The organism is Vibrio sp. L85, from assembly GCF_963871815.1.
GTDB lineage: Bacteria > Pseudomonadota > Gammaproteobacteria > Enterobacterales > Vibrionaceae > Vibrio > Vibrio harveyi.
Genome location: NZ_CAWMYL010000168.1, coordinates 120288 through 136417, shown reverse-complemented (window position 1 = coordinate 136417; position 16130 = coordinate 120288). Strand labels below are relative to the sequence as shown.

Below are 16130 nucleotides of genomic sequence, written 5' to 3'. Positions count from 1 at the left end.
TGGCTTTATGGGTCAACCACACTTTCCCTCCTGTGGTGTGTAAAAATGACTAACGATACAGCGTTGAATTTCTTAGACCCAAGCGAGCTAAAGCATGAGTTTAGTCCGCTTGGGTGTGCGGAACTTAATAGTTACTGGATTACTCGGTTTGTCGAAACAGAAGATTCAATACACTCGGCAAAAATTTGGTTAGAAGGTACCAAAAGCAGAAGTGTTGCTGAATTTCGTCGCAGTTTGATTATGACCATCAATCAAATAGATCAATTGTTACAGAAACAACTAAATGAAATCATTCATCACCCGAGATATCAGCAGTTGGAGCGATCTTGGGTGGGGGTTAAGTATCTGTGTGAACAAACAGACGGTCAATCTGGTGAATTGGTAAAAATAAAGCTTTTATCGTCGACATGGGAAGAAGTCAGTAAAGATGCTTTAAAAGCAATCGAATTCGACCAGTCAGCTTTATTTAAACTGCTTTACCAAAATGAATACGGCATGGCTGGAGGTGAGCCATTTGGACTGATAGTTGGTGATTATGAGCTTCGACATGACCCTAACCAAAACTACTTTGATCGGGATTTGTCGGTATTGGGTAAGATTGCCCAGACAGCAGCAGCTGCGTTTAGTCCTTTTGTCATGTCTGCGCAACCAAGTGTATTTGGGGTTGATCGTTTTTCGGAGTTGTCATCTACCACAGACATTACTTCTCAATTTGATCAAGTTGAGTATGGGAAGTGGCAACGCTTGAGAGAATCAGAAGATACAAAGTTTATAGGTATTGCAGCGCCTAATGTTCTTTTTAGGCAGCCTTATATCAAAGATGGTTCTCGGATAGAGGCGTTTGAGTTCGAGGAGACGATTGTTGAATCAGAACAAGAGTTGTTGTGGGGTAGCGCCGCTTTTTGTTTCGCCGCCATCGCAATTAGAACCTATCAAGAACATGGTTGGTTTACTCACATGAGAGGTGTGAAGCAAGGAGATTACACCCAAGGAGCCATTCTAGCTCCAACAAGAAGTTCTGTTCAGCTTATGAGTAAAAACACACGAGATAGGAGCCCTTTAAATCTGAAGGTATCAGAGCGTAAAGAGAAAGAGATATCCGATTGCGGTTTCATTACGATGTCACCTGTCGCAGAAACCGATTTAGTCGGCATGATATCCAGTGTGTCTATCCATAAGCCGAAGTTATTTGAAGACCAGAACATAACGATGAACGCCAAGCTGACTTCGATGCTGCAATATACATTATGTGTATCTCGAATCGCACATTACATAAAGGTAATGGGAAGAGACAAGGTTGGTGGGTATCAAGATTCTGATTCAATCCAGCGGGATTTTCAGCAATGGCTTCACCAATATACAACTGCTTCTGATGAAGCTTCTGATGAACTCAGAGCAAAGTATCCACTCAACGAAGCAAAAATAACAGTTAAAGAAAAACGCGATTCGCCAGGGCATTACTTTTCAGTAGTGCATTTAAGACCTCATTTTCAACTCGATCAAATGGTTTCGGCGGTCAAATTAATTACGGAGTTATCACCGGAGCAGGTGGTGTAAGGGAACACGATGACAACATGGAAAAAAGCCTTATCTGAAGGTCAATTGCAGCAAGCTATTACTCTATTAATTGAAGAGATAAAGTCTGCCCCGAAAGATGCAAGCTTGCGAAGTTCGTTCATTGAGCTGCTTTGTATTAACGGTGATTTGGAGCGAGCGGACGATCAACTGATTCAATCGATCAAGCTATTTCCGGAATATTTGGCAGGTGCGAGTCAATTGCGTCATCTTGTAAAAGCGGCGCAAGCCCGTAAAGACTTTAGTGAGGGGGCAGCAACTGCGCAGTTTGTTGAAGGTGATTCAAAGGTTAACGAGTTGATCATCGAGTTGAATCTTGCCATCAAAAATAAAGACTATGAAAGTGGTTATGAGTTGGCGCAGCAGCTTGAAAAAGGAAGAACCACTAAACGCTTTTCTCAAAATGGAAGTATGACCGATGAGGTAAGGGATATTGACGACCGTTTGTCTGGTTATGTCGAGCTGTTTTCTACTGCGGGAAACTACTTTCTTGTCCCAATTAAAAATATTAAATATTTAGAAGTGAAGGATCCAAGCTCATTACTTGAAAATGTTTGGCGACCTGTGGAGTTTGATATTGAGGGTTTAGGTGAAGGAGAGGGGCACATGCCACTCACATACATAGACTCATCTACAGACGCCCAAAAGCTTGCCAAAGAAACGGATTGGATACAACTTGGCGCTAGCGAGTTGTTCGTAGGTTCAGGACAAAAGTGTTGGTTGGTTGGGGACAAAGCAGTACCTATTTTTGAGCTAAACCAATTGTCAGAAATCGCAGAGCTTGCATAGAGGTTTAGATGGCACTGGCAGCATCCTTACTTGATAAGCTAATCGATAATGATCCTCAATCCCGAGAAGATAAAGACTTTCCACTCACTCAACAGTTGCTGATAGACAATTTATTGAGAGATTTAGAGTCGATGTTGAACAGTCGGATTGGGTGGAGAGAAGTCCCGTTTGAGTTAAAAGAAGCGAATAAATCAATCTTAAATTATGGTCTGCCTGATTTCTCTTCAATGCCATTCAGTAGCCAGCAAGGACAAGGGCAGCTCTGCGGCATTGTAAGAGCTGCCATTCGTGAATTTGAACCGCGTTTATCGTCGCCGGTTGTCAATATACTGCAGGAAAAGAGTGCGGTAGATCGCACTTTAAGGTTACAGATAAATGCAACGTGCCTTATAGGAAATAGTGAGCGCGACGTGACGTTTAATACCGAAGTTGAACCCGTAAATTTAGGCATGAAATTGAGTAGAGCAAAATGAGCGAAGAGTTCTTGAAGTACTATAACCGCGAGTTGGCATATTTGCGCCACAAAGGGCAGGAGTTTGGCGAGCAATACCCAAAGATTGCTGCGCGTTTGGGTATTAACGAAGAACAAGTAGATGACCCTCATGTAGAGAGGCTGTTAGAAGGTTGCGCGTTCATGACGGCGCGAATTCGCCAGAGTTTGGATAACAGTTATCCGCAGTTTACTGAGTCTTTAATGGGGCAACTACACCCAGACTTTCATGCTCCAATACCCTCGATGTCGATCATCAGAATGAAGTGTAATGGGTCAACGTCATCACCCTTTGATATACCTGCTGGAGAAAAAGTAAAGATCAGTGCACCCGGTTTTGATGAGTGCGAATTTAAAACATGTTATGACACACAGATTTACCCTTGTGACGTTTCACAAGGAAGCTTTGATAATGCCCCTTTGGCATCGATAGGTTCTCGTTGGGAAACAAATGCGCACTCGATGCTTAAGTTGAGGCTCAATTCAAATGAGAGTGGGGCGACATTTGCTGGAATGGGGGTTGAGACGCTGCGCTTTTACCTGAATGGTCAAACTCAACTCACACAAAGGCTATATCAACTTCTGTTCAAAAGTCTGATAGGCATATCGCTTTCAGCAAACGGTAAAGAAATTGCGTCATTAACACCACGCCACTTACACGCAGTGGGATTTCATGATTCTCACAAAGTCGTTCCCTATAGTAAGCGCAGCTTTTCATCCGCGAGGATGTTAGTGGAGTATTTACATTTTCCTGAAAAGTTTATGTTTTTTGAGCTGCAGGATCTCGCACTTGAAAGATTAGAGGTAGAAGGCGAGCTCGATATTAGTTTTTACTTTGATATCGACGATGACTGGTTACCAAAACAAGTAGATGAAGAAAGTGTGCTTTTAGGGTGTGTTCCAATCATTAACTTGTACGAAAGCACGATGGAGCCAACACGGTTAGAAGCTTCAGAGTATGAGTATCAGATGTCTCCTGGGCATCAAAGTGCTGATTGCAGTGAAGTAGTTGCGATCACGGATGTTACTTTGAATAACTGGAACAAGTCTTATAAGAATTTACCCAGTTACTTCGCTGGCGAGCATAACCATTATATGAACAAAAGTGATTTGTTTTGGGTAATGAGGCGAGAAGATAAGAACTGGGCGGGGGGATTTGATGAACCAGGTAGGGATATCTATATTTCTTTTGTTAATAAAAAACATCAACAGTTTGAATTCGATAGCCATGACAGTTGGTTACTTTCAGTTAAGGCAGAGTGTTGTAATAGAAACATGCCCCAAAAATTGCCTTTTGGTGGCGGTTTGCCAAACGTATTGCTACCAAAAGTAAGTGACAATTTTCAGCAAGTAAAATGTTTGGTTTCAATGACTGAAACAATCAGACCTGATATGGATGAAGGCAGCCGCTGGCAACTAACCAAATTATTAACGCTTTCCCACTTCACTGATGAGACTGGTCTAGCAACGTTAAAACAACGACTTAAACTCTATGCATTTGCGGGTACAGCTGAGACCAAAGCACTTATCGACGCCTTAGTAAAATTAGAATATCAACAAACCACAGGAAGGGTTAATGAACAGGGAAGAGTTGGTTTTGCTCATGGGGTAAAACTGGTGCTTACCGTTTCTGATCAAATGCTATCTAAAGAGCAAACCTTTTTCTTAGGATGCGTACTTTCAGTGTATTTTGCGCAATTTGCTGAGGTAAATATTTTTACACAGTTAGAGGTAAAGACGAAATCTACGGACAAAGTATTTCATCGATGGCCTGCAATGCTTGGTGAAAAGGTATTGTTATGAATGAGGTGGATTTTTTTCAACAATTGAAAAAGCGACCATTGTTTGAAGCGATTCACCTCATTGAATTGGGATTACTTAAAGGTGGGGCTCAACTAGGGAGCGATTCATTACCTAAAAATGAAAAGGTAGATCTAAAAGTAAACTCAACGCTAGGCTATGAAAACGCACAACTTTCCAATGTTCATCGCTCTGGCAACGATAGGCTGATACTAGAAACAAACTTAATTGGTCTGACAGGGGAACAGGGCGTGTTACCCCACCATTACAGTGAACTTGCGATTAGTCGTCAAAAAGAAGGTGACGGAGCGATGGTGGATTTCTACGATATTTTCAATCACCGCTTACTTTCGTTGTATTACCGTAGTTGGCAGTTGAGTCAGATATCAGTTCAGGCACATGAACATTCTAAAGGGGCTCGTTCCCCTCTCATAAACAGTCTAGAAGCTGTTTCAGGTCACTCTGACCACCTAATTAATCACTACGCCGGCTTATTTGCATCGAGAAACAGAAGTAAAGGCGCACTAAAAACCATTATTGAAGACCTAACAGGGTGTGACGTTAGGTTACACGAGCTTCAAGGGCAATGGTTACGTTTATCAAAGGAAGAACAGACGAGATTAGGTGGAAAGTCGACGCCGGAAGGACAATTTGCTCAAGTCGGTAGAGGCGCATCTATAGGCGCAAAGGCGTGGAACATAAATGCAGCAGTGATGATCGAACTAATACCAACGAGTACAGAGCAAGTCAGTCAGTTACTGCCCAATAACCCATACATAAACACAGTTAAGTCTTTGGTCCATGAGTATGTAGGCAAACATAAGTCCATTAAGTGGAAGCTCACTACACGTCATAAGTATTTGCCCAAGGTGTGCATTACTAAACGACATGGTCAACTAGGGATTGGTACGGTTTTATCTAAACATAAGCGAACTGAAGATCGCGAAATAACTATCACCATTTAAAGGAATCACAATGGCTTTACTATCACTTTCAGCGTTGGTCGAAAGGTTGTCTCCTGTCGCTAAAGAAACGCTTGAACAAGCGGCTGCAATGGCGAGTTCTCGTACTCATCATAGTATAGAGATGACCCACTGGTTGTTATCCATACTCCAGCATCCCGCAGAGATTTATGTTGAAGTATTTAAGAAGTTTAATGTAAACCCGAAACTGGTTGAAACACAGTTATTGTCGCAATTGGAAAAATACAAAACGGGTTGTGAATCGGTGCCGGGACTTGCAACCCACACTGTTACTGTGATGCAAAATGCAGTGATGATAGCAACAATAGAGTTTGACGCACATGAACTCAACTGTATCCATCTATTAAGTGCTTATCTATCGGATGAGTCCTTAGCGAATGCGATAAATCAACCTTGTCCTGAATTAAATAAAATTGAAGTGACGACATTGCCTGCATTCAATAAATCGCAGCAGGTAACTTCTGCAGCAAAACAAACTAGCACTGCCTTGGATCAATTTACTGTTGATCTTACAGCACAAGCTAAAGCAGGAAAGCTTGACCCAGTTGTTGGGCGTGATAACGAAATTCGACTCATGGTAGATATATTGCTGCGAAGACGCCAAAACAACCCAATTCTCACAGGGGAGGCGGGAGTTGGTAAAACGGCTGTAGTAGAAGGGTTAGCCCTAAAAATTGTCGAAGGTGACGTCCCTCCAGCATTGCAAGGTGTTGCTATTAAGTCGTTAGATATGGCTTTGCTACAAGCCGGAGCAGGAATGAAAGGTGAGTTTGAAAACCGCCTAAAAAACGTCATAAAAGAAGTTAATCAATCTGATACACCGATTATTCTTTTTATCGATGAAGCTCATGGTCTGATTGGCGGAGGTGGTCAGGCGGGGCAAGGTGACGCTGCTAATATTTTAAAGCCAGCACTCGCAAGAGGTGAGTTAAGAACTATTGCTGCAACAACTTGGGCTGAGTACAAAAAGTACTTTGAAAAAGATGCAGCGCTGACTAGGCGTTTCCAAGTGGTCAAAGTAGATGAACCCACTCCGGAAGTTGCAGTGGATATGCTTCGCGGTTTATTGAATGTGATGTCGAACCATCATGGCGTATATATTACCAGCCAAGCATTAGAAGCCGCTGTTCAACTGTCTTCTCGATACATCAATGGTCGACAACTTCCTGACAAAGCGGTGTCTGTATTAGATACAGCGTGTTCACGCGTAGCCTTAAGTCAATCTTCAATACCCGGTGTATTGGATAACAAGAAAAAGGCAATGCAGCTAAAACAAGCAGAATTAGAACAACTGATTAAAGAGTCTCAATTTGGTCGCGACCATAGTGATGTGATAGAGAATATTCGAATCGAGATTGACCAGCTCTCTCACTCAGTACTTACTCTTGAGGCGCAATGGCAAAAAGAACGACTTTGGGTTGAAGATGCAAAAGCCTTACGTAATAAAATCCTCCTATCTCCGTCAGATTCTGACAAACAAAAATTGATCGAGATTGAAGAACAACTCGGTACGAATGCTCAGCCTTTGGTGTTCTCTCATGTAGGGGATGCATTGATCGCCGAAGTAATCTCTGATTGGACTGGTATTCCGCTAGGTAAGCTGCAAGATGACGAGATTAAGGCAGTATTGAACTTAAAAGAGAGTTTAATTAAACGAGTTGTAGGGCAAAATCATGCTCTTGAAACCATGTCGGAAGTGATTAAAACGGCAAGTGCCCAACTTACAGATGAATCGAAGCCAAACGGGGTGTTTCTGCTTATTGGACCAAGCGGAGTCGGTAAAACTGAATCCGCATTAGCAATAGCGGAAAAGGTGTATGGTAGTGAAGAAAACGTTACCACGATCAACATGTCAGAGTTTAAAGAGGAACATAAAGTCTCATTACTATTAGGCTCTCCTCCTGGCTATGTCGGTTATGGTGAAGGTGGTGTGTTGACGGAGGCGGTGAGAAGGAAGCCATACAGCGTCATTCTTTTAGATGAAATGGAAAAAGCGCACCCAGGTGTCCAAGATATCTTTTATCAAGTGTTTGATAAGGGAATGATCAAAGATGGTGAAGGTAGAGACATTGACTTCAAAAATACCATTATCATTATGACGGCAAATACTGGTACAGATACAACAATGTCATTGTTTGAAGACCCTGACTTAGCTCCAGATGTTGGCGCCCTAAAAAATGCGTTGAGAGATGATTTAATTGCGGACTTTAAACCTGCTTTCTTGGGACGTGTAAATGTCCTACCTTACTTACCACTAGACGAAACAGTATTAAAAAATATTACTCACCTAAAAGTAAAAAAAATCTCAGATAGAATTAGAAAAAACTACTCCTCAGAGCTGATAGTGAGTGATCAATTAATAAATAATATTGTTGCTAGTAGTAATGAATCAGGAAGTGGAGCAAGGGTCATACAAACAACCATTGAAAATACACTGTTGCCTAAAATATCGCATGAAATCCTTACGGCGATTCTTAAAGGTAAGAATTTTAAAGAGATTAAGGTCGAGGGTGAAGTTAATTCTTTAACTGTCTCACTTTTATAACAACTATTTCAAAATGAAATTAATATGAGAGTTGCTTCGTAAGAAGCATTTTACATTTAAAATAACGCTTATATTAAATCTAAATACAAGATATAAAATATCGTATTTAAAAATTGGTTTTTGATACATTAATCATTAGTTTTAATTGATGATTAAAATATAAAATTACTATGTAATATGTCATTAATAATGCTATAGGAGATTAGCATGCAGTCTAACACGTATCTTAAATATGCAGATATTAAAGGTGAGGCAACAGCCGAACAGTACAAGGATCTAATTACTCTACTATCTGTAGATTGGAGTGTTGGTCGTGAAATTTCATCGTACACTGGTACAGCGATGGACCGCGAAGCAAGTGCAACACGTCTATACGATTTGACGATCACTAAGCTTCAAGACCGTTCATCACCGGACCTATTTAAAGAAGCTACCATTGGTAAAGGTAAACCAGCGGTATTCCACATCACCAAGCAAGGTGAAAAGGTAGAAGAGATCATGAAAATCGAACTTACCGATGCAATGATTTCAAACTACTCTGTGTCAATCCAGGACGATCGTCCAATTGAAACAATCACTATTTCTTACACTGAAATGATGATGACAGTTACACCTACTGACGATAAGAACAACACATCTGCGCCATTAGTATATGGCTACAGCGGTGTTAAAGGTCAGCAAATGTAATTGTATTGCGGGAAGAGCTTTCTTCCCGCTATTTTATAAAGAAGTATCTAATGAAAAAAGCATCTCAGAAAAATAACTTTATACGAATTTCTTCACCATTTGGGAGTGATACGTTAATTCTTAATTCCTTTGAATATAAAGAGACTGTATCCCAACTTTTTTCATTGTATGCTCATGCTTATTTTAACGATCAACATGAGGAATTGAATAACATCATTGGAAAAGAGGTCTTGATCACGATGGATAATCATCCATCTGTTAGCGCTAAACCTCGTTATTTTCATGGGGTTGTATCTAGAGCCAGATTAACTGGTTCAAGGGTTACTACAGTTGAGCATGGTGAGAATTACAAAAACATAGATTTGTATATCGAGCCTAAAATTCGATTTTCTGATTACCGCACTAACTGCCGTATTTTTCAAAATAAAAGCATAGAAGAAATAATTTCATTAATTCTATCAGAACATGATGTTGAGTTCAGTTTTAAAACTCTAAGAAGTTACCCCAAGTATGCGTATAAAGTTCAATATGACGAAACTGATCTGGCATTTATAGAGCGGTTACTGTCTGAAGACGGAGTTGCTTATTGCTTTTCGCATACAGAATCTTCCCATGTTATTGAATTTTTTGATGACGCTGATTACTACGAGTCAGGGGAAGAGTTCTTTGTTAATCATTCAACAGGTACGAGTGAAGTAAGCCACATTAGTTCATGGAATGAGACCCAAACACTGACGACTAAAAAAACATGTAAAGCAGGCTTTGATATGCTTAAGCCTTTGTCTCATCCGATGCACCAAGCGAATGGAAAGAGTGAATATTTTTCGGTACCAGTTAGTGAGCACTATGAGTATCTCGCGGAAACTGAGACTAAAGATGATTTTTCCTTACGCAACAAGCATGCAATTGAGTCGCTACAACAAGATGCTTATCAATGTAGTGGTGAAGCAAGTTGCAGAACCTTTACTGTTGGTAAATTATTTAAATTTAAAAAACATGAAGATGTAAGCCGTGTAGGTAAAGAGTTTGTCCTTTCTTCGGTTTCCATGTCTGCGTCAGTGCTCAATCAAACTGGGCAAGGTGGGACGTCAGCTCAAGGTTTTAAAATGTCTTTCCACTGCGTCGGTTCAAAAACCATGCTTCGTCCAAAAACTCATATTCGAAGACCTCAAGTTAGAGGTCTTCAAACCGCGATTGTTACTGGAAATGAGGATGGTGAGATTTACCTTGATAAGCATGGACGAATTAAAGTTCAGTTTCATTGGGATAGACAAGGTAAATATGATGCTAACAGTTCATGCTGGATTCGCGTTGCGCACGCTAGCGCGGGTAATGGCTGGGGTAGTATTTTCCACCCAAGAGTTGGTCAAGAGGTCATTGTCGATTTTGTTAATGGCGACCCGGATCAGCCTATAGTTACCGGCTCTGTTTACAATGGAACTCAAGAGACACCATACAAATTACCGGACCAAGCTTCTCAAAGTGGTTACAAATCTCGCTCTGTACAAAAAGAGGGAAATAACTACAACGAGCTTCGGTTTGAAGACAAGCCTGGAGATGAGCATGTCTACTTACACGCAGAAAAGCTGTTTCAAATGGTAATCGAAGACTGTGCAGATATTTCTATAGAGAACAATAAAAAAGAAAAAGTCACCAATGAATTGCGCCAAGAAGTGGGTAAAAGTGCCGACCTTAAAGTAGGTGAGAATCAATCTTTAGATGTTGGTAAGGCATTATCAATTAATGCAGGAAAAAGTATTGAAATTAAGGTTGGTGGGGCGTCGATTCAAATGTCGAGTTCTGGCGAGATCAATATTAAGGGTAATAAGATCTCGATTAATGGCTCTGCCATCGCACTAAAAGCCGGGCAAATTTCTCTTAATTAAGGCGCGAAGAAATGGGAAAACCAGCAGCAATAATAGGTAGCTTTCACATATGTCCCAAAAAGACAGGGAAAATTCCTCACGTCGGAGGACCTGTCATAATGGGGTCTCCAAACGTAAAAATCACAGGTCTTCCTGCAGCACGAAAAGGCGATAAGCTAATTTGCGTTGGCCCACCAGATAGTATCTCTTCGGGGTCTTCTAGCGTGAAAATCAACGGGAAACCGGCAGCACGGCTAGGGGATTCGACATCTCACGGCGGTAAAATTTTAGTCGGCAACCCAACGGTAGTCATTGGTGGATAGATGGGGCTTATGTTTCAGCCAAGCTTGTGTTTATTGGGAGACCAAGAATTTTCAATATCGCAGCTCACTAATCATACGTTAAAGCCGTCAGAATTCTCTGTATCGAACTTTGAAGAGATCGACTCTCTCTCTATTATTGATACGCTTGATTCTTATTCTAACTATCTGAGCAAGCGGGATATTTCAGGTCATGTTTTCTTGTTGCTGCCAAATATCACCGATAAGAACATTCTGCGAAGAGTTATCGCTTCGTTTTTGTCGATATTTAGCAAAGTCGAGGCGGATAAAATTGCCCTTTATCCATATGGTAATGCCTCTTTTTTGATGGCTCTTAACAGTATTGAACGCTTGGTCAAAAAAAATAACTCAGTGTGGGTCGTCGCTATAAACGCAATCGATTCTGGATATGGTCTTGATTCGTTAGTTATGGCGCGTTGTTCCATGGGGCATAGAGGACTACGTCCTTACAAGGTTGCTGTTGATTTGGACTTTGAAGGGACTGATACGGCGACATCAAATATCACCAAACAACTGGGGCTTGTTTGTACTCATCTTCTAGACGAACTCGCTCTGTCTATAGAAGGAGAAGAGCCAGTATGGCTGGAGTCTATTCAGTTCTTATCTCCTTGGATAACAGCGGATACTTCCTATCAGCTAATAGATTCGGTCACGGGTCCCTTAGGTCCTTGTAATGGTTTATTAAAAGCGCTCTGTGTTTACCAGCAGCAAGCAAATAGAAACATATTAAATTATTGCGGATTGCAAATTGACGTTGAACGGTATGGATATGCCGTAGGCGTTTTGTATCGCTGGGTTAATGAGTAACTTGAAGAGATGAACTTACAACGGATTGTCAAACTTAAAGCGTTAAGTGGTGCCGTATTTTGCTTTTCTCATCAACGTTTAAATGTTGGTATTGAAAAAGAATTTGGCACCGAAAACTGTGCAGCGGTTTTTATTGAGCAATTTCATTTTGCATCATTGGATGACCTAAGAGAAATCGCCTCTTGGACGAGTAAAGAAGTGTCATTTGCTCATGAGTATGAAGATAAAGGCATAGAAGAGCTCGACCAGCTACTCGCTAAAGGGTTATATGATCGTGTTTTGTTTGCATCAGAACTGCCTAAGTTACTCCCTAAAACATTCTATCCACCAACGAATATTCCACAACCTGTCGCTCTAAAGGTGTCAAAAGGTGCGAGGGTATTGTCGCGTTCTGAACGTGTTAATGCGAGCAGTTCTGTAAGTCTCTCTCCTCAAGATGAAAGCAGTAAACGTCATGTTAAAGCTGGCGATCCCGTGTCGATGGTGACAGGTGAAGAACATTTATCTTTAGTGGATGTTAGATTACCTTTTCATTTGACGTGGTTACGTACGTATCGCTCTTCTCTCTGTGATACGAGTACATCTTTAGGCTTTGGCTGGAGGCATATATTTCAATACGAGCTAATGGATGTATTAGATGAAAAGTCTAACGTGGTAGGTTGGCTTTTTATGGATGAAGTAGGAGACACGATTCAATTTCCTAGTGTGGAGATCGGCGGAATTAGTTATCAAGCTTATTCTGGTGCAAGCTGCCTGTTCCACAAAAATGGTTATCGACTCGTGTCATTGAGAAACGAAGTTCAAATTAAGTTTTATTTGAAAGACGAGTTGTGGGTCGCACGTGAAGTTCGTCTGGGTCACATGAAAACCGTGAACCTTGAATACTCTCGCAATCACAGAGTGGTTGGAGTCAGTGTCAACCAGAAACCAAAACTTGAACTTCAGTACGACGAACATGGATTGCTTGTAGAAATCAGAACCCCCAAAACAAACCACGTGTTAGCAAAATATGATTACGATGCAGGTAGTCGCTTAATCTGTGCCAAGAACGAAAACGGTCTCATAGAAAAGTATCAATACAACGACTCGAACCTACTGGTTAAGCGAACGCGAGCGACTGGCTTTTCTCATTATTTTGAATGGTTGGGTGAAGGAAAAGATGCAAAATGTGTTCGAAATTGGGGGGATGAAGGCGTCTATGACTATCGGTTTGATATCGGGTTATACGAGTCAACTTACTGGGACTCGTTAGGAAACCGATGGCAATATAAGCATGATGAAAATGGAAAATTGCTTGAATGCATAAGCCCTGAATCCAGACTTATGGCATATGAGCACGATTCTATGGGGAGGTTAGCGTGCACGACTAATCCGGATAAAAGCTACACTTTCCACTTCTACGATGAGTTTGGCTTGATGAAGCAAAAAGTGCATTCTTCAGGGGCGATCGAAGATTTTGAATACAATGAATTTGGTCAATGTATAAAGCATTGTTTTCCTGACGGTGAAGTTGAGATAAGAGAGTTTAATGCTTTAGGTCAGTTGGTCATGCACCAATACAAAAACGGGCTAAAAGAACATTCGTTGTTTGATAAACACGGTCGACAAGTAGAGCAGAACAGCGATGTTGGAACTCGTACTCAATGGTGGTGGAGTGAGGCAAACCAGCTGCTAGCAAAGAAAGTAAACCAGTGTTTGGTTCGTTATAGCTATGACGAATATGAACGTATCAATGGTATCTCTTATCCCCATGATTTGATTGCTGGTTTTGAGCGACACGAAAACAACTTACTTACCCGTTTATATTTTCAAAGTAAAAAAGATCAAACATTTCGAGAGCATCGTTACGAATATGATGATTTTGGTCGAGTTAAACAGATCTGCACGCCACGAGGTTCTATAGATATTGTTTGGGGGCATCTAGCCCAGCCAACAGCGATAGTGAAACAAGATCAGAGTGCTTTTTCTTTTTCTTATGATTCGGAAAGAAACCTGACGAGCATTGAGCGCTCGGATGGCTGCAAATATGAGTTTGAGTACACACCTGACGGTCATATAAGCCAGACAATTAACTTCGCTCGAATTAAGACCAATTACACCTATGACCGAGCTGAAAGGTTAAGTCAAATATCACATTGCTCTATTCTGATCTCGTTTCAATATGATGAGCTTGGACAGGTTGCAAAAGTTAAAGCCAGTGGCAAAAATCGAAGTGTAGAGAACCATTACCAACATACTCTAGGTGGTAAATTAACTCGCGCGCACAACCGTTTCTCTAATATTTCATATACGTATTCTGGCACGAAATTGGTGAGTGAGGAGCAGGGACGCTTTTCTTTCGTCAATCAATACCAAGATAACGGTTTACTTCGTTCTCAACGCTATGACGATGGAACAGAGGTGCTATATGAGCATGACCAATTTGGCACGGTATGTGGATTAACGATTCATTCAAACGGCTCTGAGAGAGAAGATTCAATTAAGTTTGAATACGATGAATTACAACGTTTATCGATAATCACTTATAGCGCGGGAAAAGAGCTAAGAGAGTTCGATGGAATAGGTCGCTTGAAGCGCCAAATATGGACTGGTTTCGAGCGTAAGTATCATTACAACGCGCAGCATTTATTGTCTCTTATCGTTGATAGTGAAAAGGGGGCGTTGCATTACCGTTATGATGAACTTGGGCAATTAGAAAGAGTAAAAACACAGACTTTAGAAAAGTCATATTCCTTTGACAGTTTTGGTAATTTTAATGATGAAAGTGCACAGCTAGACTATGATCGGCTGGTTGAATATAACGGCGTAAGGTACGACTACGATGAGCTAGGCAATAGAATCCGCACTCAAGGCAATGGGTGGGAACAGCATTGTGCTTATGATGCAAAAGGACAGTTAATCAGTGTCGAGACTGAAGGGCGGTTGTGTCAATTTGAATATGATGCACTAGGACGCAGAACGAAGCAAATCAGCGAAAATGGAACCACCGAGTTTATTTGGCAAGGAAGTCATCTAGTCGGCGAGTATTCGCGTTCGGGTTATCGGTGGTATCTATATCAACCAAACAGCGTAGTTCCGCTTGCTCTTATTGAAAACGGCAAGTGTTATTTTTTCCAATGTAATCAAATCGGAACCCCAGAACGTTTGGTGGACTCTAAAGGGCAGGTAGTTTGGCAAGCAACATACGATACCTTTGGATTTGCTCACGTTGAAATCGAGACGGTTAAAAACAACCTTCGCTTACAGGGGCAGTATTTCGATATTGAGACTGGTCTGCATTACAATTTAGCACGCTATTATGATCCTCAAATAGGTCGATTTATCCAACCCGATCCCCTAGGGCTGCTTGGTGGAACTAACCACTATCAATTCGCACCAAACCCTGTCTCGTGGGTTGATCCTTTGGGTTTATGTGCAAAAGAGGAGTCGCATACAGTTCTAGCGGGGCGCAACGATAATTCGCCTGAGAAGTCGGTGTACTACGCAATGGGCTCGGGGAATTATCAAGCTACAATTACTCAAGCTTCACCTAGTTACAAGCTACATGCGTATTCGTCCCCGCATCATTCAGCTTTAAGTATTAACGATGTTCATATGGCACTCGATGCCGCGGGTATGCTGCCCGGAGTCGGAATTATTCCTGACGCAGTTAATACTTTTTTGTATGGAGTAACTGGTGACTTTGTTAACGCGGGAATGTCACTTTCTGCAATGGTTCCTGTTGTCGGGCAAGGGGCTATGGCGACTAAGTATGTCAGTGAGCTCGACAAAATTGAAGGTCATGGCAATAATATCGCGGATAATGTAAGTACGCATATAGACGATTATGTGTCACGGCTTTATAGTAAAGTCACGCCTTCAAACCGACCTGCCAATCTGTTTGAAATAGAACAGACTGGGCCTCGGAACTATCGAGTCTTTGGAGGGGGGACATCAATAGACATTGATGGCTATGAAGGAACTGTAATTCTTGAAGCAAAGTTTGTTGATAAAAAGAGCAGAAGTCCTTTTATTGAAGACTCTAAGATTCCGCCATTTTTGCGTGAAAAAATTCGCAAGGAGCAAGCACATGAATTTGAACGATTGAAAGCTGTTTTAAAGGATTCTGAGGTTCCGTTTAACAAGTTGGAGGTGAGAATTAATGAGCCTCTAGCAAAGCCTTATTTTCAGTCACTAATCGATAAATATAAAATACCAGGGCATGTTAAGGTTGTTAGGACATCAATCAAAGAGTCAGGAGGGGGATGA

General features: G+C 41.3%; 11 protein-coding genes. All 11 read left to right on the top strand.

Annotated elements, in window-relative coordinates; all coding sequences use genetic code 11:
- Positions 1-45 precede the first annotated feature (45 nt).
- The 11 genes from tssC to AACR11_RS16710 all read left to right on the top strand — a co-directional run bounded on the left by tssC (position 46) and on the right by AACR11_RS16710 (position 16130).
- The gene (gene tssC, locus AACR11_RS16760; protein ID WP_005447039.1) at positions 46-1557 is read left to right on the top strand and encodes a type VI secretion system contractile sheath large subunit; all 1512 of its coding nucleotides are present in this window, start codon (positions 46-48) and stop codon (positions 1555-1557) included.
- 9 nt (positions 1558-1566) lie between these two features.
- The gene (locus AACR11_RS16755; protein WP_017190828.1) at positions 1567-2364 is read left to right on the top strand and encodes a type VI secretion system accessory protein TagJ; all 798 of its coding nucleotides are present in this window, start codon (positions 1567-1569) and stop codon (positions 2362-2364) included.
- Positions 2365-2372: 8 nt separating this feature from the next.
- The gene (gene tssE, locus AACR11_RS16750; protein ID WP_017818777.1) at positions 2373-2837 is read left to right on the top strand and encodes a type VI secretion system baseplate subunit TssE; all 465 of its coding nucleotides are present in this window, start codon (positions 2373-2375) and stop codon (positions 2835-2837) included.
- Positions 2834-4657, top strand: coding sequence for a type VI secretion system baseplate subunit TssF (tssF, locus tag AACR11_RS16745; protein ID WP_029789716.1), 1824 nt, complete (start codon positions 2834-2836; stop codon positions 4655-4657). Before tssE ends, tssF begins: the two co-directional genes overlap by 4 nt.
- Entirely contained in the window at positions 4654-5619 is a 966-nt protein-coding gene (gene tssG, locus AACR11_RS16740; protein WP_029789717.1) for a type VI secretion system baseplate subunit TssG, read from the top strand. The genes tssF and tssG overlap by 4 nt, the downstream gene beginning before the upstream one ends.
- 10 nt (positions 5620-5629) lie before the next feature.
- Positions 5630-8182 carry a type VI secretion system ATPase TssH gene (gene tssH / locus AACR11_RS16735; protein ID WP_029789718.1) on the top strand — a complete coding sequence of 851 codons (2553 nt, stop codon included), beginning with the start codon at positions 5630-5632 and terminating at the stop codon, positions 8180-8182.
- A gap of 207 nt (positions 8183-8389) precedes the next feature.
- The gene (locus AACR11_RS16730) at positions 8390-8869 is read left to right on the top strand and encodes an Hcp family type VI secretion system effector (RefSeq protein WP_005447029.1); all 480 of its coding nucleotides are present in this window, start codon (positions 8390-8392) and stop codon (positions 8867-8869) included.
- Between the two features lie 50 nt (positions 8870-8919).
- Positions 8920-10755: a type VI secretion system tip protein TssI/VgrG gene (gene tssI, locus AACR11_RS16725; RefSeq protein ID WP_079324924.1), complete on the top strand. Its 1836-nt coding sequence runs from the start codon at positions 8920-8922 to the stop codon at positions 10753-10755.
- 11 nt (positions 10756-10766) lie between these two features.
- Positions 10767-11057, top strand: a complete 291-nt coding sequence (locus AACR11_RS16720) for a PAAR domain-containing protein (RefSeq protein WP_005447025.1) — start codon at positions 10767-10769, stop codon at positions 11055-11057.
- Between the two features lie 9 nt (positions 11058-11066).
- Complete coding sequence (locus AACR11_RS16715) at positions 11067-11882, top strand: NAD/NADP transhydrogenase beta subunit (RefSeq protein WP_223295750.1); 816 nt, start codon at positions 11067-11069, stop codon at positions 11880-11882.
- A gap of 9 nt (positions 11883-11891) precedes the next feature.
- The gene (locus AACR11_RS16710; RefSeq protein WP_029790239.1) at positions 11892-16130 is read left to right on the top strand and encodes an RHS repeat-associated core domain-containing protein; all 4239 of its coding nucleotides are present in this window, start codon (positions 11892-11894) and stop codon (positions 16128-16130) included.